Raw genomic sequence first — 24562 nt, forward strand, 5'->3', positions numbered from 1 at the left:
CAATTGCGGCAAGGCCCTCGACATCGCCCGTACCGCCCGCGACATGCACGGCGGCAACGGCATCATGGGCGAGTACCATGTGATGCGCCACGCCCAGAACCTCGAGACGGTCAACACCTACGAGGGCACGCACGACGTCCATGCGCTGATTTTGGGCCGGGCGCAGACGGGGCTGCAGGCGTTCTTCTGAGCGCTCGACCGAAACGGGGCCTGGCCATGACCGACGAAGCCAACTCGCCCCTGCGCGGCCTTAAGGTGGTCGAACTGGCACGCATCCTGGCCGGCCCCTGGATCGGGCAGACGCTCGCCGACCTCGGCGCGGAGGTGATCAAGGTCGAGGGCCCGGACGGCGACGACACCCGACGCTGGGGTCCACCGTTCGTCGAACGCGCGGGGCCGGACGGCGAGCCGATCCCGGTAGCTGCGTACTTCCACGCCGCCAACCGCGGCAAGACCTCGGTGACCTGCGACTTCGCGGACGCGGAGGACTTGGCGCGCCTGAAGGCGCTGATCGCGCGGGCCGACGTCGTGATCGAGAATTTTAAGGTCGGCGGCCTCGCCCGTTTCGGCCTCAATTACGCGGCCGTGGCCGCGATCAACCCGCGCGTTGTCTATGCCTCCGTCACCGGCTTCGGTCAGGACGGGCCGCGCGCGGCGCAGCCGGGCTACGACTTCCTGATCCAGGGCCTGTGCGGGATCATGGACCTCACCGGCGAGCCGGACCGCGAGCCCCAGAAGGTCGGCGTCGCATGGATCGATGTCCTGACCGGCCTGTACGGGGTCATTGGCATACAGGCGGCGCTCGCCGAGCGAGCCCGGTCGGGACGTGGCCAGCATGTTGACCTGTCGCTGTTCGACACCGGCGTCGCCGCGCTCGCCAACCAAGCGATGAATCATCTTGCGGGCGGGCGGGCGCCGCGCCGGATGGGGAATGCCCATCCGAACATCGTGCCTTACCAACTGTTTCCGGCATCAGACGGACATCTCATCATTGCATGCGGGAACGACCGCCAATTCGCAGCCCTGTGCCGCGCGCTCGACCTCGACGTCCTCGCCGCCGAGGCCGCCTACGCCACCAACCCGGGCCGTGTGCTCCACCGCGAGGTCTTGTGCGCGCGGATCGCGAACCGGACCCGGACCCGCACCCGCGCCGACCTCATCGCGGCGCTTGAGGCCGCCGGCGTGCCCGGCGGCTCGACCAACACCGTCGCGGAGGCACTGGGCGAACCGCAGGCGGTCGCGCGGAGGTTGGTGGTCGCGCCCGACGGAATCCCGGGGCTGCGCACGCCGCTGGTGTTCTCCCGCAGCTCGCTGGCCCTCGATCGCACGGCGCCGATGCTCGGGGACGGCCGATGGCGGTTCGAGACGGACGCGGGGGCCGACGACCCGGGTTGATCGGGACACCCGGACCTCCGGTCGGCGGTCCCGGCGCCACCTGCGCTCGTCCTTCGCCCCGCGGCTCGGCAGTCTCGACGGCGTGCGGGAAGCGAGGACACGCGGCGGGGCGGTTTGCCGTCTCGCAGCGCATGCGCCGGATGAAAAACGTACAGGAATTAAGACAATCGAGGGTCCCGTAGCTGCGAGGTTGAAGACTCCAGCTACTGAGAGTCCGTCCGAGAAGTCAGGCTGAGCGGGCGAGGCGTCTGATGAGGATCATGACGGCTGCGGCGTAGAGGAAGGCTTTGGCGGAGGCGAGGGTCGCCTCCGGATCCTTCCAGAGGCGTCGGTTGCGGCTGATCCAGGCAAAGAACCGTTCGACGACCCATCGGCGAGGATGCACGGCAAAGCCGACCTGCCCGGGTGTCTTGCGCACGATTTCGACGGTGATGATCGTGGCGGTCGCTGGCCTGTCGCCGGCGTAGCCGGCATCGGCGAAGGCCTTGGCGATGAACGGGAAGGTTCGGCGCGAGAGGCGCAGCACCGGAACGGCTCCATCGCGATCCTGCACATCGGCCGGCTGCGGATCGAGCACGAGGGCACGCCCATCCGTGTCGACCAGCGCTTGGCGCTTGCGGCCTTTGACCTTCTTGCCGGCATCGTAGCCCCGCGGCCCGCCGCTCTCCGTCGTCTTGACGCTTTGGCTGTCGAGCACCGCGGCAGACGGCGAGGCGTAGCGTCCAACCCGTTCGCGGTCTGCCATGACGAGATGGTGGTTGATCCGGCCAAACAAGCCCGCGTCGCGCCAGCGGCTGAAGTAGCCATACGTCGTGCTTCGTGGAGGCAGATCTTTGGGGATGAGCCGCCATGCGATGCCGCCGCGGAGAACATAAAAGATGGCGTTCAGGATCTCCCGCATCGTCCAGACCGGCGGTCGACCGCACGGAGCGGGTTTTGGCATCAGCGGCTCAATGAGCGCCCACTCGGCGTCCGTCAGATCAGTTTCATAGCGAAGGTCCGCGCGGCTATGCTGCCGCCGGGTGGTCGGGGTCCACATGGCGCTTCCAGGTCAGGCTTCAGCACCCTCCTGGAATCACCGCCATCCCGGCCACTCAACCCCGCCTCAGACCCTTATCGGACGGGCTCTGAGACCGGACCGGACATCAACGATCACGTTTCCCTTTGACGGCTCGTGGCGCATTTAAGATCTGCACCCTAACCCGTGCCAATGTCTGCTTCGGAGAAGCTGGCGGACGCTGCTGATGGGTAGAGATGGGCGCGAAGGTGAATGTCCGGTTCTGCGCGCGCCGACGATCCGGCATGACATAGCTTGGCCGAAAGCCGCAGGTCCGCTTCGGAGAAGGTTCGCTACAAAAGCGGACGCCATTCACGGCTCGACCGCCACGGGTGTCGTCGGTTTCACGTGCGGCTCGGATAGGTTCGGCGTCGCCGAGAGTGTCGGGCGTCCGAGCAGGATGACGGCGACCGAGGCCGTCGCGGTCACGCCGGCGAGCGGCAGCAGCGCCAGGGGCCAGCTTCCAGTCGCATCCTTGATCGCCCCCGTCGCCCAGCTCGTGAAGAAGCTCGCTCCGGTGCCAACTGCGTTGATCTGAGCGATCCCCGCGACCGCCGCGCGCGTGGACAGCCACTCGGTCGTGAGTGCCCAGAAGGGGCCGCGCGACGCCGAGACGCCGAACAGGGCGAGGCACAGCAACAGCACGGTCGGGGCCAATCCGTGCAGGACGAGGCAGAGGCATAAGCCCAGCGTCGTTAGTGCGGTCGGGACGGCCGTGTGCCAGACGCGCTCGTCGCGCTGGTCAGAACTCCGGCCGCCCGCGTACATCGCTAGCGCGGCGACCGCGAACGGGATCGCGTTCAAGAGGCCGACCTCCGTCGTTGAGAGTCCGAACGACTTCAGGAATTGCGGTTGCCACAACGATAGGCCGGCGTTGGCGGTGGCTTGGCCCGCGTAGATCAACGACAGCACCAGGACGGTGCGGTCGCCCATCACCGCCCAGACGGTGGTCTTCTCGATGCTGGTCCGTGCGGCCGCGTCGGCAGCGAGGCGGCCCGCGAGCCAGTCCTTGTGCTCCGGCTCGAGCCAGCCTGCCTGCGCCGGCGTGTCAGTCAGCCAGACGAGGCCGACGAGGCCGATCACCACGGCGGGCATCGCCTCGACGATGAACAGCCACTGCCAGCCCGAGAGGCCGAGCCAGCCGTCAAACCCGAGCAGCGCCGCCGAGATCGGCGAGCCGACGATGCCGGCCACGGGGCTTGCGACCATGAACAGGCCGATGACCCGTGCCCGCTCCCCGGCCGGGAACCACTGCATCAGGTACAGGATCACGCCGGGCACGAACCCGGCTTCTGCCGCGCCCAGTAGAAAGCGCAGCACGCAAAACGAGACCGGGCCCGACGTCAGCGCCATCGCCCCGGAGACCAGCCCCCACGTAATCATGATCCGCGCGAGCCACAGCCGCGCCCCGACCCGGACCATCGCGAGATTGCTCGGCACCTCGAACAACAGGTATGCGATGAAGAACATACCGCCGCCGAAGCCGAAGGCGCTCGCCGTCAGCCCGACCTCCCGGTTCATCTGCAGGGCGGCAAAGCCTGCGTTGACCCGGTCGATGTAGTTGGCGAGATAGCTCAGCGCCAGAAATGGCAGCAACCGCAGGCTGATCCTACGCAGAGCTTCACGGCCGATTGGGTCAGCCGTCGTCGACGGGTTGCTCACGGTTTCCTCCCAGTCTTTGGGCCGGCCAGCGTCTCGACGCGCTGGTCGCGGCGGCTTTAGAAAGGCGATGGCCCGAACGCGCCGGAGAGCGAAAGCCGCATCTGCGGTGGTCCCGGGCCGGAGGCGACGCCATGCGCATACGAGATGTCACGGTCACTCTGTTCGGCTGGGACGATATCCCGCCGACGCGCTACTCCGGGCGCACGGCGCGTGCGGTGGGCAGCAGCCAGCTCGGGCTCGTCACGATCCACACCGATGAGGGCGTCGAGGGGCATGCCTTCCTCGGCTCGGCTTACGGACCGGCCGATCTCGACGCACCGCTTCTCGTGCGAGTGCTCAAGCCGGTGCTCATGGGGCGCGATCCCCTCGATCGCGGGCGCCTGAACCAGGAGCTGTGGGCGCGCGTGCGCGCCGCCTCCGTCCGGACGATCGGAGCGCTCGACGTCGCCCTGTGGGACCTCGCCGGCAAGGTCGCCGGACTGCCGATCCACCGGCTCATCGGCACCTATCGCGACCGGATACCCGCCTACGCCAGCTCGCAGATCCTCGACTCGGCCGCCGCCTACGTCGAGCAGGCGCACGCGTACCGCGAGGCCGGCTGGAGCGCCTACAAGATCCACCCGCCCCAGGTCTGGCGCGACGACATCGCGATCTGCGAGGCGGTGCGGGCCGGGATGGGTGACGGGTTCACGCTGATGCTCGACGCCTGCTGGGGGTATACCTACGAGCAGGCGCTGCGGGTCGGCCGCGCGATCGAGGCGGCGGGCTACTACTGGTACGAGGATCCGCTCGCGGATTCCGACCTCTACGGTTACGTCAAGCTCAAGGCCAAGCTCGATGTGCCAATCATGGCGACCGAATATCCGCAGGCCGGCTTCGAGTCCTACGCGCCCTGGATCTTGCAGCGCGCCACCGATTTCCTGCGCGGCGACGTGGCGGTGAAGGGCGGCATCACCACGCTCGTCAAGGCGGCCCATCTCGCGGAAGCCTTCGGGATGAACTTCGAGGTCCACCACGGCGGCAACTCGCTCAACAACGTCGCCAACCTCCACGTCATCATGGCGATCCGCAACACCGAGTTCTTCGAGGTGCTGCTGCCGGATGCGGCGCAGAAGTACGGGCTCGCCGCGGACATCGCGGTCGATCCCGCCGGCATGGTGCACGCGCCTACGGCGGCCGGGCTCGGCGCGGAGATCGACCGCGATCTCATCCGGGCTAAAACCACGGCCGTCCTGACATGAGGGCTCGTCCATCCCTGTCATGATGCCGCGTGCGCCTGTGGCCGGTGGCTCACGGCCGGGTTTTCGATGAGCCCAGCGGCGTCCGCGAGCCCGACGATGTAGCGGCCTGCCTCGCGGATATCCTGTCGTATCGCCGTGGCCGCCGCGTCAGCATCGCCGGCGCGCAGGGCCGACAGCGCGGCGGTATGCAGATCGCTGCCCTTCTCCAGCAGCACGTAGTCCGGGATGACGTATGTCAGGACCGGACCGCACCTCAGCCAGATGTTCTCGATCAACCCTTCCAGGATCGGCATGCGCGCGAGCGCGTAGAGCTCGAAGTGGAAGCGCCGGTGCAGATCAAGGTACACATTGAGGTTCTGGTCCCGGATCAGAGCCTTCATCTCGGCGAGCAGTTCGTCGAGGACGCCCAGGTCGCCCGATGCGCAGCGCTCGGCCGCGCGGGCCGCGGCCCGACCCTCAAGGTCACAGCGGATCGTCAGCAATTCGTCGAAGCGCACCACGTCCATCCGCGGAACCACGGCGCCCCCGCCCTGGCCGGAACTGCCGCGCTCGAGCACGTGCTCCGCGATCAGTCGGTTGACCGCATCGCGGACCGGCGTAAGGCTGATGCCGAGTTCAGCCGCGACCTCGCGCAGGAGGATCCGCTCTCCCGGCCCGAACCGGCCGCCGAGCATGGCTATTCGCAGCTCCGCGTAGGCCTGATCCCAGAGGGGCAGTCGCTCGACCTGTCTCAACCCCGTTGCCCCCCTGCCCCTTGAACAACCCGCCCATCGCGGATCGGGACCGATCCGCGAGAACCGGTTCGACCCCGCTTGACATCCTAGCCGCCTTCGATCGTTATAACAAACAACGAAGACGGGAGAAACACCATGCTGACTCGCCGTAGCCTCGTCGGAAGCCTTGCCCTGGGGGGGCTTGGCGCACGGATCGCTCTGGCTCAGTCTGGCTTCCCGGCGCGGGAGATCACGTTCGTCGTACCCTGGAACGCGGGCGGCTCGAACGACATCCTGGCGCGTGGGCTGCAGCCGCTGCTCAAGGAGCGCGGCATCACGATCATCATCGAGAACCAGCCCGGCGCCACCGGCGCGATCGGGATGCGACGCGTGGCGACGGCGAACCCCGACGGCTACACGCTCGGCATGGGGACGAGCTCGACGCTGGCCTACATGGCCGAGGGCAAGACGCCCCTCAAAAGTGGTCAGTTCACGCACATCGCCCGGGTCTCGATCGACCCGCTGATGCTCCTCGTCCCCGGGTCGAGCCCTTACCAGACGCTCGACGATTTTCTCGCTCATATGAAGAAGAACCCGGGCAGCGTGTCGATCGGCACGCCGGGCAACTACAACCTCAATCACATCTTCGCCTCGATGACCGCCCGGGCGGCGGGCGTCAATTATATCAACGCTCCGTATACGGGCGGGGCAAAGGTCATCACCGACCTCGCCGGTGGGCAGATCCAGGCCGCGGTGCTCAAGCCCGCCGAGTCGCTCGGTCAGTTGCAGCAGGGCCTGGTGCGAGCCCTCGGCGTGTTCGCCAAGGAGCGCCTCCCGCAGTTCCCCGACGTTCCAACCTTCGAGGAGCGCGGCTACGACGTGTTCCCGTTCGGCCCGGTCGTGCAGATGGCCTACGTGGTCGCCCCCGCCAAGCTCCCGCCGGAGGTGCGCACCAAGCTGACAGACGGCTTCAGCGCCGCGATCGGGGACCAGCGCTTCAAGGATTTCGCCGCGCGCAACGCCTTCCTGATCGCGCCGCTGACCGGCGATGCGCTGACCGCCGAGGTCGATCGGGTCGAGCAGTCGATCAGGATCGTGGCCGAGAAGGTCTTCAAATCCTGAGCCGCCGCGCTTCTCCGAGCGCTCGAACGATCTGAACAGAGACCGGGACGGATAGCGTGACCAAGATCAAGACCATCACCTGCCATGTCGTAACCACGCCGATCAAGCGGCCGTTCACCTCCTCCCGCGGCTGGCTGTACAAGACCCGCGGCACCTGCCTCGTGGAGATCGAGACGGCGGACGGTATCGTCGGCTGGGGCGAGTGCTACGGGCCGTCCGCGGTCGCCAAGGCGTTCATCGACACGCAGCTCGCGCCCCGCGTGATCGGTCAGGACCCGTTCGACGTCGAGGTCGTCTGGGAGGACCTCTACAACCGGATCAAGGATTACGGGCCGAAGGGCATGTCGATCGCCGCGATCAGCGGCATCGACATCGCGTTGTGGGACATCATCGGCAAGAGCGTCGGCAAGCCGGTGCACAAGCTCATCGGCGGCGCCTTCCGCACCAGCGTCGACGCCTACGCGACCGGCCTGTACTTCACCGACATGGACCGCCTCGTCGAGGAGGCGGTCGAGGAGGCGCGCGGCTACGTCGAGGCCGGCTTCAAGGCCGTGAAGATGAAGATCGGCCTCGGCTCGATCGAGCGCGACATCGCCCGCGTGGCGGCGGTGCGCGAGGCGATCGGCCCGGACATCCGCCTCATGGTCGACGCCAACCACTCGCTCACGGTGCCGACCGCCATCCGCATGGGGCGGCGGCTCGAGGAACTCGGCATCGAGTGGTTCGAGGAGCCGATCTCGCCGGAGGATCTCGACGGCTACATCGAGGTCACCCGCGCCCTCGACATCGCGGTGGCCGGCGGCGAGAACGAATTCACCCGCTGGGGCTTCCGCGACGCCATCGCGCGCAAGGCGATGGACATCGTCCAGCCGGACGTGTGCGCGGCCGGCGGCATCACCGAGTGCAAGAAGATCGCCGCGATGGCGACCGCCCACGGCGTCGAGTGCGTTCCCCACGCCTGGGGTTCGGTGGTCGGCTTGGCCGCAACCATCCACTTCCTCGCCTCGATCCCCGATCAGCCCCCCTGCCTGTTCCCGGTCGCGCCGATGCTCGAGTTCGAGCAGGAGGAGAACCCCTTCCGGGATCACCTCGCCCTCGAGCCGATCCGTCAGGTCGGCGGCAAGGTCGCGGTCCCCACCGCGCCGGGCCTCGGCGTCGAGGTCGACCGCGCCGTGATCGACCGCTACCGCGCCGCCTGAGGCACGCCGCGATGCGTTTCGTCACCTTCACGAACGGCGGTGCGGAGCGGGCGGGTATCCTGCTGGGCGACGCCAGCGGGCCGGACGACACGGTCGTCGATCTCGCCCACCCCGCCCTGCAGCCGGCGCTTGCCGGCTGCCCGCCGCAGGTCCTCGACCTGATCCGCTCTGGCCTCGTGGATGCCGCCGTGCGCCTGCGCGATCACGCCATTCCCGAAGCTGCGCGCCTCCCGCTGCGATCGGTGCGCCTGCGCGCGCCGCTGCCCAAGCCCGGCCGGATCTTCGGGATCGCCCACAACTACGTGGACGCGCTGGCCGAGCGCGGCGCGCCCCATCCGACCGAGCCGTTCCTCTTCATGAAGGAGCCGTGGACGGTGATCGGGCCGGGCGAGACTGTGGTGCTGCCGCCGGGTATCGGCGGCTGCACCTACGAGGCCGAGATCGCCGCGGTGATCGGCAGTCGCGCCGACCACGTCGCCGCGCAGGACGCGCCGGCCCATGTCTGCGCCTACGGCGTGTTCAACGACGTCAGCGCCAGCGAATTGATCCGCCGCGAGGGCTTCGGCCCGGGCAAGAACATCGCGACCTTCGGCCCGTTCGGTCCTTATCTCGCGACCAGCGACGAGGTCCCCGATCCGCAGGCGCTGCGGATCGGCCTGTCGATCGACGGGGTGAGCCTGCAGGACTCCACCACGGCCCGGATGCTGTTCTCGGTGGCCGACCTCGTCGCTCACCTGTCGGGGCAGACGGTGCTGGAGCCGGGCGACGTGATCGCCACCGGCACGCCGGCGGGGATCGCGGCCCTGCGCCAACCGCCGGCCTGGATCCGGCCCGGCTCGACGATGACCGCGTGGGTCGAGGGTCTGGGCAGCCTGATCAGCCCGGTCATCGCAGGGGAAGTCCGATGAGCGAACGCCCCGTGGTCCTGCTGACCAACCCGATCCATCCGGAGGCGGAGGCGATGCTGGCGGCCCACGCCCGTCCTGTCACCGCGCCCGACCCAAGCCCCGCGACCCTGCGGGCGCTCGTCGCTGACGCCGAAGGGCTCATCGTGCGGGTCAAGCTGCCCGACGACATCCTTGATCACGCCCCGCGGCTGCGCGGCATCGTCCGTCACGGCGTCGGCCTCGACATGATCCCCGTCGCGGCGGCGACCGTGCGCGGCATCCCGGTCGCCAACCTGCCCGGCAGCAACACGCAGGCCGTGGCCGAGTACGTGTTCGCGGCGCTGTTCCACCTGCGCCGCCAGGTCTGGTGCCTCGACGGCGGCCTGCGCGCAGAGGGATGGGGCGCTGTGCGGCCGATCGCCGACGGCCTCGCTGAGATCGGTGGCAGCACCCTCGGAGTGCTCGGCCTCGGCGAGATCGGCGGCCGCGTCGCGCGGATCGCCCATCACGGCTTCGGCATGCGCGTGCTCGGGGCCTCCCGCAGAGGCGCGACGCTCGGCGGCTTCGTCCAGGCGGTCGACCTGGAGACGCTGTTCGCGCAGAGCGACGCGGTGGTGGTCGCCTGCCCGCTCACCGAGGCAACCTGCGGCCTCGTCGATGCGGCGCTGATCGGCCGGATGCGGTCGGGCGCCGTGCTCATCAACGTCGCCCGCGGCCCGGTGGTCGACGCGGCCGCGCTCGCCACCGCCCTGCACGCGGGCGCGCTCGCCGGTGCGGCGCTGGACGTGTTCGACGTGCAGCCGCTGCCCCCCGACCACCTGCTCCTGGCCTGTCCGAACCTGCTGCTCACCCCGCACGTGGCCGGCATCACGCAGACCAGTTCACGCGCGATGAGCGTCGGCGCCGTCGAGGAGATGCTGCGCATCCTGCGCGGCGAGCGACCGCGCAACCTCGTGAACCCCGAAATCCTGCCCGAGACCCTGTCCGTCTGAGAGAACCCATGCGCATCACCCGCATCCAGTCCGTCCCGATCTCATTCCGGGTCCCCGAGGGTCAGAACGTCCGGCTCGGCATCGGCCGCGCAGTCAAGCGCGACGCCGTGCTCGTGAAGGTCGAGACCGACGAAGGCCTCGTCGGTTGGGGCGAAGCCCATCACGGGCGCTGCCCGGGCGCCATCGCCAAGCTCATCGACACGACCCTGTCCGAACTCGTCCTTGGCATGGATCCCCTCGACGTCAACGGCGTCTGGGCACGGGTCTACCGGATGCAACTTGCCAGCCACGGCATGGGCGCGGCCGCCGCAATGGCGTTGTCGGGCCTCGACATCGCCCTGTGGGACATCCGCGGCAAGGCGGCCGGATGGCCGATCTACCGGCTGCTCGGGGGTGGCCGCCGCGCGGTTCCGGCCTATGCCGGCGGCATCTCCCTCGGATGGCAGGAGCCGGCCTCCCTGGCCGATGAGGCGCGCGCCCACGTCTCCGCCGGCTACCGGGCGGTGAAGCTGCGCGTCGGCGACAGCCCCCGGCGCGACATCGCCCGGGTCGAGGCGGTGCGCGAGGCTTTGGGCGCCGATGTCGAGGTCCTGGTCGACGCCAACACCGGCTACACGGTCGACGACGTCCGCCGGGTGATGCCGGCGTTCGAGGCGGCGGGGGTCGCGTGGCTGGAGGAGCCGTTCCCACCCCACGACGCCTACAGCTACGGCGAGGCCGCGCGGCTCGGCACCGTCCCGCTCGCGGCCGGCGAGAACCACTTCACCCGCTACGAGTTCGTGCAGGCGCTGCAGGCCGGTTATCTCGGTTTCGTCCAGCCCGACCTGTCGAAGACCGGCGGCATCACCGAGACGATGCGGATCGCCGCGCTGGCCTCCGCGTGGAAGATCTCGGTCAATCCGCACACCTCGGCCACCGGCATCAACATGGTGGCGACGCTCCACCTCCTCGCGGCCGTCGACAACCCCGGCTACTTCGAGGGGGACGTGGCCCGGCACAACCCCTTCCGCGACGACGTGGTCGGTCTGCCCTATCGGCTCGACGCCGAGGGCAGAGTGTGCCCGCCGGACGGCCCGGGCCTCGGCGTCGAGGTCGACGAGCGCTTCCTCGCCGCCAATCCGCTGATCGACGGCCCCTGCTACGTCTGATCGTCCCTGAGGGACCGAGCGGCCCCGTTACGCCCGGGGCCGTCGCACGAGTCAAAAACAGAAAAGCCAAAACGACCGGAGGGACGCGTGCTTCACTCGATCCAGCGGCACAGGGAGCGCTACGCCGGCGTCCTGACCGCGCTGATCGGCCTCGGCGCCATCGTGGAATCAGCGACGTACGGCCTCGGCACGCTGGCGGCGATCGGGCCGGGTGCCTTCCCGCTGGCCATGGGCGTCATCCTCGTGGCCTGCGGCCTCGGGATCGGGCTGTCGGAGGCGACGACCGCCGACGCGCACGACCACGACCGCGTCGACCTCAGCCGACCCGAATGGCGCGGCTGGGCCTGCATCGTCGGCGGCATGCTCGCCTTCCTCCTGCTCGCCCGGACCGCTGGCCTGTTCCCGGCGACGTTCGCCTGCGTCTTCATCGCGGCGATGGGCGACCGCACCACGACGGTGCGCGGCGCTTGCCTCCTCGCGACTCTGATCGCGGCGTTCGGCTGCGCCCTGTTCTACTACGGCCTGCACATCCAGCTGCCGCCGCTCGCCTGGGGACAGTCATGATCGGCACGGCGCTCACCGATCTCGCCCACGGCTTCGGGGTCGCCCTCCAGCCGACCAATTTCCTGGCCTGCTTCGTCGGGGTCCTGCTCGGCAACATCGTCGGCGTGCTGCCCGGGATGGGCGTGATGGCGGCGATCTCGATCCTGCTGCCGCTCACCTTCGCCATGCCGCCGGTGGCCGCGATCCTGATGCTGTCGGGCATCTTCTACGGGGCGCAGTACGGGGGCGCGATCTGCTCGATCCTGCTCAACCTGCCCTGCCATCCGCCGCACGCGGTGACCTGTCTCGACGGCTATCCCCTGACCAAGCAGGGCAAGGGCGGCACGGCGCTGGGAATCACGATGCTGGGCGGCTTCTGCGGCGCCTCGTTCGGCATCGTGATGATGATCTTCTTCGCGCCCCTCCTCGTGCGGGCGGCGCTGAAGTTCGGGCCCGCCGACGTGTGCTCGCTGATGTTGCTCGGGCTGCTCGCCGGCTCGACGCTGGCCCGCGGCTCGGCGCTGAAGGGCATCGCCATGACGACGCTCGGCCTCCTGCTCGGCATCTTCGGCACCGACGTCACGTCGGGCTACGAGCGCTTCACCTTTGGCCTGCCCGAGCTCGCCGACGGGATCGAGATCGTCGCCCTCGCGCTCGGCCTGTTCGGCATCGCGGAGTTCCTCAAGAGCGTGAACAAGGTCGAGCCGCTGCGCGGAGGCGCGAGCGTGCGCCTGCGCGACATGCGGCCGAGCGGAGCGGACCTGAAGCGCTCCGCCCTGCCGATCCTGCGCGGCACGCTGATCGGCAGCCTGTGCTCGCTCATCCCGGGCACTGGCCCGACCATCGCCTCGTTCGTCGCCTACGCGGCCGAGAAGAAGATTTCGCGTACTCCTGAGCGCTTCGGGCGGGGCGCGATCGAGGGCGTGGCAGCGCCAGAGACCGCGACGCACTCCTCGGTCCAGGGCGACTTCATCCCGACTATGAGCCTCGGCATCCCGGGCGACGCGGTGATGGCGCTGCTGCTCGCCGCCCTGACCATCCAGGGCATCACGCCGGGGCCGCTCCTGATCTCGCAGCACCCGGACATATTCTGGGGGCTGATCGCGAGCTTCTGGGTCGGAAATATTCTCCTGATGGGGCTCAACGTCCCCCTGATCGGCATCTGGGTGAAGCTGCTAACGATCCCCTACCGCTACCTCTATCCGAGCGCGCTGTTCTTCGTATGCATCGGCGTCTACTCGACCAGCAGCAGCCTGTTCCAAGTTGGCGAGACGCTGGTGATCGGGATCTTCGGATACCTCCTGCTGATCCTCGGCTTCCACCCGGCCCCGATCCTCCTCGGCTTCGTGCTCGGTCCGCGCTTCGAGGAGAACTTCAGGCGCGCCATGCTGCTGTCGCAGGGCGACCTGACGGTGTTCGTCGAGCGCCCGATCAGCGCCGCCTTCCTCGCCGTCTGCGCCATCCTGATCCTCGGACAGCTCTTTCTGCGCTGGCGACGCCGGGGAGCGTTGGTGCCCGATGGCCCCGTCGTGATGGAAGGCTGAGCCTTATAAAGTTGACTGGGGGAGCGGTATCGCCCTGAACCTCGACATGGTCCGCGTATGTTCGCACGCGCTTCGCGCGCCGCATCGGCCGATTGCGGGCCGCGCGTGATGCGGGCGCAATGGGTGGGCTATAGGTGGCTGCCCGAGGTCGTGAACGATAGGACAGCTCGGCCCGCGCACACCAGCCCATCCCGGTGGGTGCCATTCGTTCGCGGCGAGGCCTGGTTTGATCCGGCCGTCTTCGGCTCGCTTTGCTTCAAAAACAGATCGGCCGCTCAAGATGAGGATGGTCCCAGCGGGGGCAAGCGGCTTTGCCGGCTTGTCTCAGCGTCCGCTTCGGGGCGAATGCGCTCGTCGGCTGAATGACCGGGATGGGCGCTTTGCAGCTAGGCTGGTTTCGAAGCCCCTCGACACAGAAGCCGAGGGGCCGAACACTCAAATCTCAGTCCCTTCGGCCAGGGTCAGAGCATCCTCGACGTCGACACCGAGGTACCTGACCGTGCTCTCGATCTTGGTGTGGCCGAGCAGGATCTGAACGGCACGCAGGTTGCCGGTCCGCTTGTAGATCAACGACGCCTTCGTGCGGCGGAGGGAGTGCGTGCCGTAGTCCTCGCTGCGCAACCCGATGCCGGTGACCCACTCATCGACCAAGCGCGCATACTGCCGGGTGCTGATGTGCGTGACGCCCTCGAGCCGGCTCGGGAAGGCATAATCGTCGAGCGTTCCGCCTCTAGCCTCGAGCCATGCCAGGATGCTAGTGCGGGCAGGTTCAAGCAGCTCGAACTGCACTGGTCGAGCGGTCTTGCGCTGGATGACGATGGCCCGACTACGGACGCGACCACCGCTGACGAGGTCGCCAATCTTGAGCTTTACGATGTCGCAACCGCGCAGCTTGCTATCGATGGCGAGGTCGAACATCGCGCGGTCGCGCGTGCGCCGTTCGCGGTCCAACCAGAATCGGATGGCCCAAACCTGCTGAGGCTTGAGGGCGCGCTTGGCGCCGAGCTTGCGGCCCGCGTTCCAGGCCGGCCGCCCTTTCGTGGCCGGATCGTGTGCTGAGTGTCCCATCGTCGATCTCCTCGCCGGCCCATGCCGACGAGGCGAGAAGAAACCCGAACCGAAGCTTCGGAGAGCGGGCATATGCGGACGTTCCGCTGGCGACCCAACCCAGCCGCCGGAAGCGCTGTCGGCGTTCCCCCGAAGCGGACGTTCGTCAGCCGTCCGGCAACTTCAGCTCGGGGTGGCACCCGGACATTAGCCTTCGGTCCGAAAGTGGGCGTTCAACGGGAAAGATCGGGGACCGTGCCTCGGAGGCAGGAGGAACAGTCCGCTCCGATACCTGACCACCCACCTCAAAGAGCGCCGGCGGACGTGCAACAACCTGAACGGGACAGGGCGCGTAGGTCATGCTACTGTGGATCGCGGCCTGTAAGAGAACACGATAATGGCCAAGGCTGATCTCGCAGATCGAAACCTGACGACAGCCCGAGAGTTGCGGGCGGCCGCCGAGGAAACGCGAAAGGCGCTACAGATCTCTTGCGATCTCGTCGAACGTTCGCGTCGGCAAACGCGGGCCATGACCCAGCCGGAATACGTGGGGGCGGCAGAGACCGACTATTCCGACCCGTCAAAGCTGTTGGTCGAGTGCCTGATCCAGGCCTACGAACTCGCTGAGGCCGATGGCGAGCCTCAGACCCGCGCGCTTCTCGGTCGCGTCCTCAACCATGTCGGTCGGCGTATCGCGATGGGGCTCGATCCACGCGCCGCGGGAGTCGTCATGCATTGATCGGGTTCGGGGGACGTCGGCGGAGGTGCCATCATGAACAACGACGAAGCCCCGGACGATAAGACTGGCGACGCCTTGCAGCGTATCGCCCGCATCCTGGACGTGCCCGCCGCCAGTTTCTTCGAGCCCGAGCCGGCCCCGACCTCGGGGGGGACGGAGTCGGCAGCCAGCGGTGAAGAAATAGCGCAGGCCGCGGCGGTGATGCGCTTGTTCCTGCGATTGAAAGGAACTCAGGCGCGTGCACGCTGCGTCTCGTTCATCATCCAGGAACTGCTGCGCGACAGTCCGTCGATTGAGCCGACGCCTGACGACTGATGATCCGAACCTTCTACGCCCCCGGATCGTTCGATCCAGGTCTGAAGTGGACAGGATGATGGCGCCCGAACCCTTCCCAATCGTCGGTGTCGGCTCCTCCGCGGGCGGGATCGAGGCCATGCGGGGTTTCTTCGAGGGGCTGCCCCAGCCGTTCGGCGCCGCCATCGTCGTGGTCACGCATCTCAGCCGGGACCGCGAGAGCCTGCTGCCCGAAGTGCTGGCGCGGTTCACGAACCTGCCGGTGGAGGTAGCCACAGACGCGGCGGTCGTGCAGCCCGATCGCGTCTACGTCATGCCCCCGGGCGTGCAGTTCGGTATCAGCCAGGGGCGTCTGACCGTGAGCCCGCTGGACCCGGGCCTGCGCGAGACCAAACCCATCGACGTCTTCCTGACCGCCCTGGCGCTCGATCGAGGTGAGGGCGCCGTGGCGGTGATCCTCTCGGGCGGCGACAGCGACGGCGCGATCGGGGTCAAGGCGATCAAGGAGCGCGGTGGTCTCACGTTCGCGCAGGCCCCGGATGAGGATGGGCCGGAGACGCCCGACATGCCGTTCAGCGCGCTCCGGACCGGGTACGTCGACCACCATGCTGCAGCCGAGGAGGTGGGCGCGCTCATCGTCGCCCACAACTCCGGGCGAAAACAGGCCGGGCCGGCCTTGAACGACGATCCGAACGGGGTCGCGGTCGCTGAAGATGTGCTCGCCGAGATCCACGCGATCCTACGACGGCAGGTTGGGCACGACTTCTCGGGCTACAAGCCCACGACCTTTCGGCGGCGGTTGGCCCGTCGGATCGTGGTGGGCGGCCATGACGGGCCGGATGACTACCTCGCGCGCCTGCGCACGGATGCGGCCGAGGTGGCGGCGCTGTTCCGTGACCTGCTGATCGGCGTGACCAAGTTCTTCCGTGATGCCGACGCCTTCGACGCGCTGGCCAAGCTGGTGATCCCGAAGCTGTTCGAGGGGCGCGCCGCCGAGGAGACGGTCCGCGTCTGGATCCCCGCCTGCTCGACCGGCGAGGAGGTGTACTCGATCGCCATCCTGATGCTGGAACACATGGCCACGCTGCCTGCGCTGCCGCGGGTCCAGATCTTCGCCACCGACATCGACGAACGATCGCTCACCGTCGCCCGGATCGGCCGCTACCCCCGGGCGTACCTCGACACCGTCTCATCCGAGCGGATCGCGCGCTACTTCGTTGCCGAGGGCGACAGCGTGGTGATCGGCAAGGCGGTGCGCGATCTGTGCACTTTCGCCCCCCACAGCGTCCTGCGCGATCCCCCGTTCTCGCGCATCGACCTCATCTCCTGCCGCAACCTGCTGATCTACCTCGGGCTCGATGCTCAGGAGCGCATCCTGCCGACGCTGCACTACGCGCTGCGCCCGGACGGCTACCTGTTCATCGGGATGGCCGAGAACGTCACCCGGTTCGAGGACCTGTTCGCCACCGTGGACAAGTGGCACCGCATCTTCCAGGCGACGAACACCGTTCGCCCTGTGCGACTGCCGTCGATGAGCGGTGATGCCTGGGCCGAACTCGTCCCCGGCGCCCGCCCGAAACCGCAGGGGGGGCTCGTGCACGCCAACCTCCGCCACCTCGTCGATGCCGAGGTGCTGGCCAAGTTCGCCCCGCCGCATGCCGTGGTGACGCGGGTGGGTGAGGCCGTGCACTACTCCGCGCGGATCGACACAGTGCTGGGGGTCGCGTCAGGTCAGCCGACCCACGAGCTGGCGGCGCTGGTGGCCAAGGGGTTGCGACTGGAGTTGCGCACGGCCCTGCGCGAGGCGATCGAGACGAACACGGTGGTCGAGCGCACGGGGCTGGAGATCAATCTGGCGAGCGGGCTGCGTCAGCCCCTGGCGCTGACCGTCAGCCCGATGGCAATGCACCCGGGTACGGAGCCGCTGTTCCTGGTGGTGTTCACGGAGACCGCCCCGGCCTCGGCCCGCGAGGCGCCGGCGACGCAGGCCGAGATCGGGCGGGATGAGACGGTGCGGCGGCTAGAGCGCGAACTGTCGCTGACGCGCGAGCGCCTTCAGGCGATCGTCGAGGAGTACGAGACCTCGCTCGAGGAGATAAAATCCTCGAACGAGGAGCTGTACTCGGTCAACGAGGAGATGCAGTCCGGCAACGAGGAACTGGAGGCCTCGAAGGAGGAGGTCCAGTCGATCAACGAGGAGCTGCACACGGTCAACAACGAGCTATCATCGAAGATCCAGGCGCTGGACCGGCTCGCGGCCGAACAGGCGGCCCTGTTCGGCAGCACGGAGATCGCCAGCGTGTTCCTCGATACGGACCTACGCATCCGGACGCTCACGGATGCTGCGGCCAGTATCTTCGGCGTCCAGGGACAGGACCGCGGGCGGCTGTTGAGCAACTTCGCAGCGCCGTTCTCCCTGTCATGGTTGAGCGAGGATGCCGCAGAGGTGATGGCCGGTGGCGGCACGACGGATCGCCTGCTCGACGGGACGGACGGCAACCGCTACCGCGCCCGGCTGACGCCGTCGCGGATCGACGGTGAGATGTCCGGCGTCATCGCCAACTTCGTCCGTGTCCCGGGCGAAACCGTGTAGCGGTCGAGCAGTCGTTCGACGAAAGGCTTCTGCCTACTCGTTCCAGCCTCCGATCGTTGTCCGACCGAGCGATCCGCGAGCAGACGTTCCCCACTTCCGCAGGAGTTCCTGAGCGGGCGAGGCGGCAACGTCCGCTCTCTTTTACTAACGTCCAAAAGCGGACCGGCGGGTTTCCACCCAGTGCAGATGTTCAGCACCTGATCTGGGCGGCCGAAACTGGCCGTAAGCGGCCTGTCCGCTTTGGAGAACTGCCGCGGGAAAAGCGGACCGCCCCCTATCGACCCAAATCAGCCACGCCGACTATCATCGGCGCTTCTCCAAAGCAGCCTTCCGGCAACTTCGGCTCAGGGTGGGGAGGGGATATTCAATACGGCTGTCCTAGGCATCTGGACCGCAGAGCAAGCGGACGGCCACAGCTTCTGGAGAATGCAAGACTGAGCGGCACCGGGGGATTGGCTTGCAGGGGCATTTTTTGCGAGATTGCTGCACCGTCTGTTCGTGACGGCTGGTATCGGCATGATCGACGCTTCACACCGCCTCGTGCGCTTCTTCCCGCTCGGCGAGGCCGAGCGGAATGCCCTGGCGACCCTACCACTCATCAGGCACACCTTCGCGCCGCACCAAGATATCGTGCAGCAGGGCGAGCGACCCGGCCAATGCTGCCTGATTGTAGAAGGCTGGGCCTGCCGCTACCGAACCCTCCAGCAGGGCGAACGGCAGATCCTCTCGTTCCACATCCCCGGCGATCTCCCTGATATTCAGAGCCTGCACCTTCCGGTGACGGACCACAGCCTCGCCGCCATCACGCCTCTTACGGCCGGCTTCCTCAGTCACGCTCAGATCCACGACCTGATCGCGGAGCATCCCCGCCTCGGCTCGGCGCTCTGGAAGGACACACTGATCGACGCCGCGATCTATCGGGAGTGGATCGTCGGCATGGGGCGCAAGGAGGCGCTCCCGCGCATGGCCCATCTCCTGTGCGAGGTGTTCCTGCGGATGCAGGCGGTCGGCCTCACGACGCAGCACAGTTGCTCTCTGCCGATTACGCAAACCGATATGAGTGACGCGCTCGGCCTGACGAGCGTCCATGTGAACCGGGTCTTGCAAGATCTGCGTCGCCAGGAACTCATCGCCCTGGAACACCGAACGCTGACCATCCTGGACTGGTCGAGGTTGGAGGCGGTGGCCGAGTTCGACCCGACCTATCTGCACCAAAACCTGAGCGTACCGGCCTAACCCAATTGAGTGCCGGAGCACTGCGGAGTTGGTAGGGCTCCGACGATCACGGGCCGGATTTTTGGGCGTTCGTGGCTGAGAGACCCGTGCTCCCGCCCTTCTGGCTGGAGCATGCGATGGCCCGCTATTTCTTCGATGTGATCGACGGGCGCACCATCAGCGACGAGGCCGGGATAGATCTGCCCGACTTGGCCGCGGTACGCCGAGAAGCGGTGCGGCTCCTGCCCGAGATCGCACGCGACGAGATCCACAAGTACGACTGCGACGCGCAGACCCTGGCTCTCATGGTCAGGGACGAAGCCGGGCAGCCCGTCTATATAGCCAACCTAAGCTATGCGGGGATTTGGCTGCGGTCCTAAGCTGGCGGCAAGGCGAGACTGCGCATCGCACCGCCATAGGTGTCTGCTGTTCCTGCGAGATCTGTCGTCAGCGCGTGCCATGGTGATGGGCTGCTCAAGGTCGTGAGCGGCCCCCGCGGCTATGTCCACTCCGATGCATTCGCAGTCCGAGAGCAGACGGACAGAAAACCACCCTGTCCGGTCATTCCGCTTTCAACCCAAGCTGGTCGTTCACAACGATATCGGCGCTTCCTGTAAGCAGCCGTTCGTATCCCCCTCATGGCGACTTTGGTTCGGGGTCAAAAGCGGGAATCATAGCTCGGCGGAGGAGCAATCCCTCGGCGACCACTCAGGGCGCATGTGCCATAAGGGGGCATGGCCCCTGAAATGTCCTCCGCTGAGCCGAAGCGCACGATCACGTCTTTGGGTGACTGCGAAAATCACGACCGCACGGTCTTCGACACGCTCATCAAGGGGTGTCACCGACCCAGCAAGAAGACGTCCGGGCGCAACCGCTGCTGCTTCGTACGGCGTCCGCTGGGCATGACGCGGTGAGCGACGCGACAGCCTTCCTGGCTGGCGGCGGTGAGGCCGCGCGCCTCATCCGGGAGCGCGACTGGTCGGCTCATCCTCTTGGGCCACCCGAGACGTGGCCGCAAGCTTTCAAGACCGCGCTCTCGCTGGACCTGAACTCGCCCGAAAGCATGATCCTGGCCTGGGGGCCGGACCTGCACTTCTTCTTCAACGACACCTATTCCCGCCTGCTCGGCCCTCGGATGGCCTGGGCCACGGGCGAACGTTTCGACAGAGTCTGGGCGGACGCCTGGGACCAGGCCAAGCCCATCATCGATGACGCCTTCGCCGGGCGCAGCCACCGCTTCGAGGACCTTCCGTGGAAGCTCGATACCGACCGGGGGGCGGCGGAGACCTGGTTCTCCTTCTCCTACTCGCGGGTGCTCGATGCCGACGGCAGGATCGCGGGCCTGTTCATCTTCGCCGACGAGACCACGCAGCGTGTGCTGGCCGACACCGCGCTCAAGGGCAGCCAAGAGAGCCTGGAACGGGCACTCGGCGAGGTGCGCAGCTTGAACGCGACCTTGGAGCGGCGCGTGGAGGAGCGCACGAACGAGCGCGATCTGATGTGGGATACCGCTCCCGACCTGATGCTGATTATCGACTTCGAGGGCGTCCTCCGGCGGGTCAACCCGGCGTGGACCCGCCTTCTCGGCTATGAGCCGCACGAACTAATCGGGCGCCACGTCAACGAGTTCGTCCTGGCGGAGGACCATGTTGAAACGGTCGATGCCTATACCGAGGCAGCCGAGGGCGGGATGCCCCACATCGTCAACCGCTACCGGCACAAAAATGGCTCGACGCGCTGGATCTCATGGACAGCCGCCCCGGCCGGAACGCTGACCTACGCGACCGGACGTGACATCACCGAGGCCCGGGAAAGGCAGGCCGAGCTGGAGCAGGCACAGGAGGCCCTCCGCCAATCCCAGAAGCTGGAAGCCGTCGGCCAGCTCACCGGCGGCGTGGCGCACGATTTCAACAATCTGCTGACAATCATCCGCTCATCCGTAGACTTCCTTCGCCGACCGGACCTGCCAGAGGCGCGCAAGGATCGCTACCTGAACGCCGTCTCTGATACGGTTGAGCGCGCGGCCAAGCTCACCGGCCAGTTACTCGCGTTCGCACGCCGGCAGGCCCTCAAGCCAGAGGTGTTCGACGTCGGCGAGAGGATGCGCGGTATCGCGGAAATGCTCGACACCGTGACGGGCGCACGCGTCCGCGTGGTCGCGGAGGTGCCCCACGCACCGTGCTTCGTCCGGGCGGATTTAAGTCAGTTCGAGACCGCACTGATCAACATGGCCGTCAACGCACGCGATGCCATGGACGGGGGAGGAACACTCACCCTGCGCCTTGGATGCCGGACGACCCTTCCTGTCATCCGCGGCCATGCCGGCTCGCGCAAAGCCTTCGCCGCGGTCTCTCTCGTCGACACAGGTTCAGGTATCCCCCCGGACCTGCTCAGCCGGATCTTCGAGCCGTTCTTCACCACCAAGGAGGTCGGTAAGGGCACGGGGCTCGGCCTGTCGCAGGTATTCGGCTTCGCAAAGCAATCGGGCGGCGACATCGATGTGACCAGCCTGGTCGGGGAAGGCACAACCTTTACGCTCTACCTGCCGGAAGTCGAGCAAGAGCAGGTCCGAGCCCGTGCCCGCGGGTCCGACGGGGGCCTGACGCCTCTCGGCACGGGGCAGCGCATCCTCGTCGTCGAGGACAACATCGGCGTCGGTCAGTTCGCGACCCAGATCCTTGAGGACCTGGATTATCGACCGACCTGGGCGGCCAACGCCGAGGAGGCATTGGACCTATTGGGCGACGACGGCGCAAGCTTCGACCTAGTGTTCACCGACGTGGTGATGCCAGGCATGGGTGGCGTAGAGCTCGCCAAGGCACTGCAGCGGCGGTTGCCGCATTTGCCGGTGGTCCTGGCATCCGGCTACAGCCACGTGCTGGCGCAGGAGGGCACGCACGGGTTCGAACTGCTGCAGAAGCCGTTACTCGGCATTGCAATTGAGCGACGTCCTGCGCCGGCTCCTCAGCCTTCATGCGAGGGGTTCAGTCTGATCAGGCCCGGTTTCCGGCTTGGTCGGTGCGTTCGAAACCCCACTACGTCCGCTTCGATGCACCTGCCGTCCGAAAGCAGACGGGCGGAAAACCACCCGACCCGGTCGTTGGCGTATGTTTCAACAGCCTAGAAGCGGACCTTCGAGGGTCGGCAAGGGGTCGTGAACAGCCCCTTGCGACGGGTGCCGAGCACTGGATTTCGACCACTAGGCCCTCCGACGTGGCCGACGCCCTGCAGCATCCAACGGCAGGGCCGCGCGTTCGCACCCGGCCCAGGGATCGTGACCCAAGGCGGAGAGGCGACTCGGTAGGCTGCCGACGTCGAAGCGTGCGCCGGATCCGAGCGACGGGAGCTCGTCCCAATCGACGGGAACGGATACGGGCGCATTGGGGTGGGCCCGGGTGGAGAAGGCGGCGACGGCCGTCGCGCCCCGCTGGTTGCGCAGGTAGTCGAGGTAGATGCGTCCGTCCCTGGCCTTCTTCGACACGGTGGCGACGTAGAGGTCGGGTGCGTCCTTCGCCATCTCGGATGCGATGCGCTTCACGAACGCCTTCGCCTCTTCCCAGCCGGCCTTCGGCTCGATCGGCACAACGACGTGCAGCCCCTTGCCGCCGGTGGTCTTCACGAAGCTGGCGAAGCCCAAGGCCGACATCCGCTCGCGCACCTCCAGCGCGCCGGCGACGAGATCGCCCCATGCGACTCCGTCGCCGGGATCCAGGTCGAACACCAGCCGGTCCGGCCGATCCGGGTCCGAGACCGTCGCCCCCCATGGATGGATCTCGAGGACGCTCGCCTGGACCAGGGCGCGCAGGCCCTCCCGATCCTGGATCACGACGGCCTTCTCGCCGTCCACGAGCCGGATGTACCGCTCGTCGAGCCCGGCCCAGGCGTGCTTCTGGTAGAAGCAGGATCCGAGACCGTCTGGGCACCGGAGAAGCGACAGCGGCCGGTCGACGACGTGTGGCAGGATGCGGTCGGCAACCTCCGCGTAGTACTCGGCGAGACCTTCTTTGGTCAGGCCGACGTCGGGCCAGAGCACGCGATCCGGATGCGTCAGCGGCGTGGCCTCCACCGGCGGCTTCCGCTTACGAGGCTTCGCGGCCGCGGCCGCCTTCTCCCGTACGACCTCCTCCAGCCGCACGTCGCTCCGGAGGGTCTTGAAGGACGCGTGCCGAAGCTGGCCGTCGCCCGTCCACCCGCGGAACGTGACCTCGCAGACGAGCCGGGGCTCGACCCAGCGGGCGTTGCGGCGCGCCAGCAGCGGCAGCTCGGCCGCGAAGGGCGCCGCCGGGATGCGCAGCGGTTCCAGCTGCGTCCAGAGATCCCGTGCGACCGCGTCGCGGAAGCCGGTGCCGACCCGCCCGACGTGGACGAGGGTGCCGTCCTCGTGGGTCCCGAGGATCAACGACCCCACGGACTTCGACGCGGTGGTCGACGGCATGTAGCCGGCGACGACGAATTCCTCTGACGAGCTGCATTTGATCTTGCGCCACGCATCGGTCCGCCCCGAGCGGTAGGGCGCGTCCGCGCGCTTGGCGACGATGCCTTCCAGGCCGAGCCTGCAGGCGTGCCGCGCCATGGCCGGGCCGTCGGCTGCGAGATGCTCGCTGAACCGGATGGGGCCGCCCGGCGGGGCGTCGTCGAGGCTTTGGAGCAGCAGGTCCTTGCGCTCGGTCTGGGGCAGGGCACGCAGATCCCTGCCGTCGAGGTGGAGCAGATCGAAGACGTAGAGGACCGCCGATCCGGTATCGCCGGCGGCGAGCGCCTGCTGCAGGGCGGAGAAGCTGGAGACCCCACTTTCCGTCTCGACGACGATCTCGGCGTCGATCAGGGCCGAGGGCAGCTTCAAGGCCTTCAGGGCCCGGGCCGCGGGTTCGAACCTCGCGGACCAGTCGAGGCCCGAGCGCGTCAGGAGCTTCACGGAGCCCCCGTCGATGCGGGCCTGCATGCGGTAGCCGTCGTGCTTGATCTCGTACAGCCAGCCGTCGCCGGTGGGCACGTCGTTGGCGAGGGTCGCCAGTGCGGGTTCGACGAAGGGCGGCCGGACTGGCGAAGGGCCACCTTGAGTTCGCCCTACACGGCGAGAGGCTCGCGGGCCGATGGCATCTCGTGCGCATGAAGGGCCGCGGGGGCGAGAAGAAGCAGCCCTGGCTGCTGATGAAGGCCGACGACGAGCA

General features: G+C 67.7%; 21 protein-coding genes. 16 read left to right on the forward strand and 5 right to left on the reverse strand.

What is annotated here, in order from left to right; translation table 11 throughout:
- Together MKK75_RS10225 and MKK75_RS10230 are read left to right on the forward strand one after the other, a co-directional pair.
- On the forward strand, positions 1 to 190 hold a 190-nt coding region (locus MKK75_RS10225), incomplete at its 5' end, for an acyl-CoA dehydrogenase family protein (protein ID WP_279593699.1).
- Between the two features lie 26 nt (positions 191 to 216).
- Positions 217 to 1395, forward strand: coding sequence for a CaiB/BaiF CoA transferase family protein (locus tag MKK75_RS10230; RefSeq protein ID WP_244042481.1), 1179 nt, complete (start codon positions 217 to 219; stop codon positions 1393 to 1395).
- Positions 1396 to 1621: 226 nt separating this feature from the next.
- Here MKK75_RS10230 and MKK75_RS10235 read toward each other — a convergent pair whose 3' ends face one another.
- Together MKK75_RS10235 and MKK75_RS10240 are read right to left on the reverse strand one after the other, a co-directional pair.
- The gene (locus tag MKK75_RS10235) at positions 1622 to 2434 is read right to left on the reverse strand and encodes an IS5 family transposase (protein ID WP_244042482.1); all 813 of its coding nucleotides are present in this window, start codon (positions 2432 to 2434) and stop codon (positions 1622 to 1624) included.
- A gap of 330 nt (positions 2435 to 2764) precedes the next feature.
- Positions 2765 to 4048: an MFS transporter gene (locus MKK75_RS10240; protein WP_244042483.1), complete on the reverse strand. Its 1284-nt coding sequence runs from the start codon at positions 4046 to 4048 to the stop codon at positions 2765 to 2767.
- A gap of 197 nt (positions 4049 to 4245) precedes the next feature.
- Between MKK75_RS10240 and MKK75_RS10245 the strand changes: the two genes are divergently transcribed.
- Positions 4246 to 5355, forward strand: coding sequence for an enolase C-terminal domain-like protein (locus MKK75_RS10245; protein WP_244042484.1), 1110 nt, complete (start codon positions 4246 to 4248; stop codon positions 5353 to 5355).
- 17 nt (positions 5356 to 5372) lie between these two features.
- Here the strand turns inward: MKK75_RS10245 and MKK75_RS10250 are convergent, their stop codons facing one another.
- Entirely contained in the window at positions 5373 to 6089 is a 717-nt protein-coding gene (locus MKK75_RS10250; protein ID WP_279593766.1) for a GntR family transcriptional regulator, read from the reverse strand.
- A gap of 135 nt (positions 6090 to 6224) precedes the next feature.
- Between MKK75_RS10250 and MKK75_RS10255 the strand changes: the two genes are divergently transcribed.
- From MKK75_RS10255 to MKK75_RS10285, 7 genes are all read left to right on the forward strand, one after another.
- The gene (locus MKK75_RS10255; protein ID WP_244042486.1) at positions 6225 to 7190 is read left to right on the forward strand and encodes a Bug family tripartite tricarboxylate transporter substrate binding protein; all 966 of its coding nucleotides are present in this window, start codon (positions 6225 to 6227) and stop codon (positions 7188 to 7190) included.
- 56 nt (positions 7191 to 7246) lie between these two features.
- Entirely contained in the window at positions 7247 to 8389 is a 1143-nt protein-coding gene (locus tag MKK75_RS10260) for a mandelate racemase/muconate lactonizing enzyme family protein (RefSeq protein ID WP_244042487.1), read from the forward strand.
- Positions 8390 to 8400: 11 nt separating this feature from the next.
- Complete coding sequence (locus MKK75_RS10265) at positions 8401 to 9297, forward strand: fumarylacetoacetate hydrolase family protein (protein WP_244042488.1); 897 nt, start codon at positions 8401 to 8403, stop codon at positions 9295 to 9297.
- On the forward strand, positions 9294 to 10268 hold the full coding sequence (locus MKK75_RS10270) for an NAD(P)-dependent oxidoreductase (RefSeq protein WP_244042489.1): 975 nt from the start codon (positions 9294 to 9296) through the stop codon (positions 10266 to 10268). Before MKK75_RS10265 ends, MKK75_RS10270 begins: the two co-directional genes overlap by 4 nt.
- An 8-nt stretch (positions 10269 to 10276) precedes the next feature.
- On the forward strand, positions 10277 to 11416 hold the full coding sequence (locus tag MKK75_RS10275) for a mandelate racemase/muconate lactonizing enzyme family protein (RefSeq protein ID WP_244042490.1): 1140 nt from the start codon (positions 10277 to 10279) through the stop codon (positions 11414 to 11416).
- A gap of 87 nt (positions 11417 to 11503) precedes the next feature.
- Complete coding sequence (locus MKK75_RS10280; protein ID WP_243907026.1) at positions 11504 to 11980, forward strand: tripartite tricarboxylate transporter TctB family protein; 477 nt, start codon at positions 11504 to 11506, stop codon at positions 11978 to 11980.
- A complete protein-coding gene (locus MKK75_RS10285; protein WP_244042491.1) occupies positions 11977 to 13503 on the forward strand; it encodes a tripartite tricarboxylate transporter permease in 1527 nt (508 codons plus the stop codon). The genes MKK75_RS10280 and MKK75_RS10285 overlap by 4 nt, the downstream gene beginning before the upstream one ends.
- A 435-nt stretch (positions 13504 to 13938) precedes the next feature.
- Here the strand turns inward: MKK75_RS10285 and MKK75_RS10290 are convergent, their stop codons facing one another.
- The gene (locus MKK75_RS10290) at positions 13939 to 14571 is read right to left on the reverse strand and encodes a tyrosine-type recombinase/integrase (protein WP_244042492.1); all 633 of its coding nucleotides are present in this window, start codon (positions 14569 to 14571) and stop codon (positions 13939 to 13941) included.
- A 376-nt stretch (positions 14572 to 14947) separates the two neighbouring features.
- Here MKK75_RS10290 and MKK75_RS10295 point away from each other — a divergent pair, with 376 nt between their 5' ends.
- The 6 genes from MKK75_RS10295 (at position 14948) to MKK75_RS10320 (ending at position 22515) form a co-directional block, all read left to right on the forward strand.
- Positions 14948 to 15289 (forward strand): hypothetical protein, encoded by a 342-nt coding sequence (locus tag MKK75_RS10295; RefSeq protein WP_244042493.1) that lies wholly within the window; start codon positions 14948 to 14950, stop codon positions 15287 to 15289.
- Between the two features lie 33 nt (positions 15290 to 15322).
- Positions 15323 to 15604: a hypothetical protein gene (locus MKK75_RS10300; RefSeq protein ID WP_244042494.1), complete on the forward strand. Its 282-nt coding sequence runs from the start codon at positions 15323 to 15325 to the stop codon at positions 15602 to 15604.
- A gap of 55 nt (positions 15605 to 15659) precedes the next feature.
- Positions 15660 to 18176 (forward strand): CheR family methyltransferase, encoded by a 2517-nt coding sequence (locus MKK75_RS10305; protein WP_244042495.1) that lies wholly within the window; start codon positions 15660 to 15662, stop codon positions 18174 to 18176.
- A 516-nt stretch (positions 18177 to 18692) separates the two neighbouring features.
- Positions 18693 to 19412, forward strand: a complete 720-nt coding sequence (locus MKK75_RS10310; RefSeq protein WP_244042496.1) for a Crp/Fnr family transcriptional regulator — start codon at positions 18693 to 18695, stop codon at positions 19410 to 19412.
- A 116-nt stretch (positions 19413 to 19528) separates the two neighbouring features.
- Positions 19529 to 19771 carry a DUF6894 family protein gene (locus MKK75_RS10315; RefSeq protein WP_244042497.1) on the forward strand — a complete coding sequence of 81 codons (243 nt, stop codon included), beginning with the start codon at positions 19529 to 19531 and terminating at the stop codon, positions 19769 to 19771.
- Positions 19772 to 20301: 530 nt separating this feature from the next.
- Positions 20302 to 22515 (forward strand): PAS domain-containing sensor histidine kinase, encoded by a 2214-nt coding sequence (locus MKK75_RS10320; protein WP_313901849.1) that lies wholly within the window; start codon positions 20302 to 20304, stop codon positions 22513 to 22515.
- Positions 22516 to 22590: 75 nt separating this feature from the next.
- Here the strand turns inward: MKK75_RS10320 and ligD are convergent, their stop codons facing one another.
- Positions 22591 to 24384 carry a DNA ligase D gene (ligD, locus tag MKK75_RS10325; protein WP_244042498.1) on the reverse strand — a complete coding sequence of 598 codons (1794 nt, stop codon included), beginning with the start codon at positions 24382 to 24384 and terminating at the stop codon, positions 22591 to 22593.
- Positions 24385 to 24562: the final 178 nt, after the last annotated feature.

Source organism: Methylobacterium sp. J-030 (assembly GCF_022829545.1).
Lineage (GTDB): Bacteria > Pseudomonadota > Alphaproteobacteria > Rhizobiales > Beijerinckiaceae > Methylobacterium.

What these genes read in the sequence shown, in the direction of transcription:
- MKK75_RS10255 (WP_244042486.1), top strand. Translation starts at nt 6,225, where the DNA reads ATGCTGACTCGCCGTAGCCTCGTCGGAAGCCTTGCCCTGGGGGGGCTT.
- MKK75_RS10305 (WP_244042495.1), top strand. Translation starts at nt 15,660, where the DNA reads ATGATGGCGCCCGAACCCTTCCCAATCGTCGGTGTCGGCTCCTCCGCG.
- MKK75_RS10265 (WP_244042488.1), top strand. Translation starts at nt 8,401, where the DNA reads ATGCGTTTCGTCACCTTCACGAACGGCGGTGCGGAGCGGGCGGGTATC.
- MKK75_RS10235 (WP_244042482.1), bottom strand. Translation starts at nt 2,434, where the DNA reads ATGTGGACCCCGACCACCCGGCGGCAGCATAGCCGCGCGGACCTTCGC.
- MKK75_RS10310 (WP_244042496.1), top strand. Translation starts at nt 18,693, where the DNA reads ATGATCGACGCTTCACACCGCCTCGTGCGCTTCTTCCCGCTCGGCGAG.
- MKK75_RS10290 (WP_244042492.1), bottom strand. Translation starts at nt 14,571, where the DNA reads ATGGGACACTCAGCACACGATCCGGCCACGAAAGGGCGGCCGGCCTGG.
- MKK75_RS10295 (WP_244042493.1), top strand. Translation starts at nt 14,948, where the DNA reads ATGGCCAAGGCTGATCTCGCAGATCGAAACCTGACGACAGCCCGAGAG.
- MKK75_RS10245 (WP_244042484.1), top strand. Translation starts at nt 4,246, where the DNA reads ATGCGCATACGAGATGTCACGGTCACTCTGTTCGGCTGGGACGATATC.
- MKK75_RS10270 (WP_244042489.1), top strand. Translation starts at nt 9,294, where the DNA reads ATGAGCGAACGCCCCGTGGTCCTGCTGACCAACCCGATCCATCCGGAG.
- MKK75_RS10315 (WP_244042497.1), top strand. Translation starts at nt 19,529, where the DNA reads ATGGCCCGCTATTTCTTCGATGTGATCGACGGGCGCACCATCAGCGAC.
- MKK75_RS10230 (WP_244042481.1), top strand. Translation starts at nt 217, where the DNA reads ATGACCGACGAAGCCAACTCGCCCCTGCGCGGCCTTAAGGTGGTCGAA.
- MKK75_RS10300 (WP_244042494.1), top strand. Translation starts at nt 15,323, where the DNA reads ATGAACAACGACGAAGCCCCGGACGATAAGACTGGCGACGCCTTGCAG.
- MKK75_RS10285 (WP_244042491.1), top strand. Translation starts at nt 11,977, where the DNA reads ATGATCGGCACGGCGCTCACCGATCTCGCCCACGGCTTCGGGGTCGCC.
- MKK75_RS10275 (WP_244042490.1), top strand. Translation starts at nt 10,277, where the DNA reads ATGCGCATCACCCGCATCCAGTCCGTCCCGATCTCATTCCGGGTCCCC.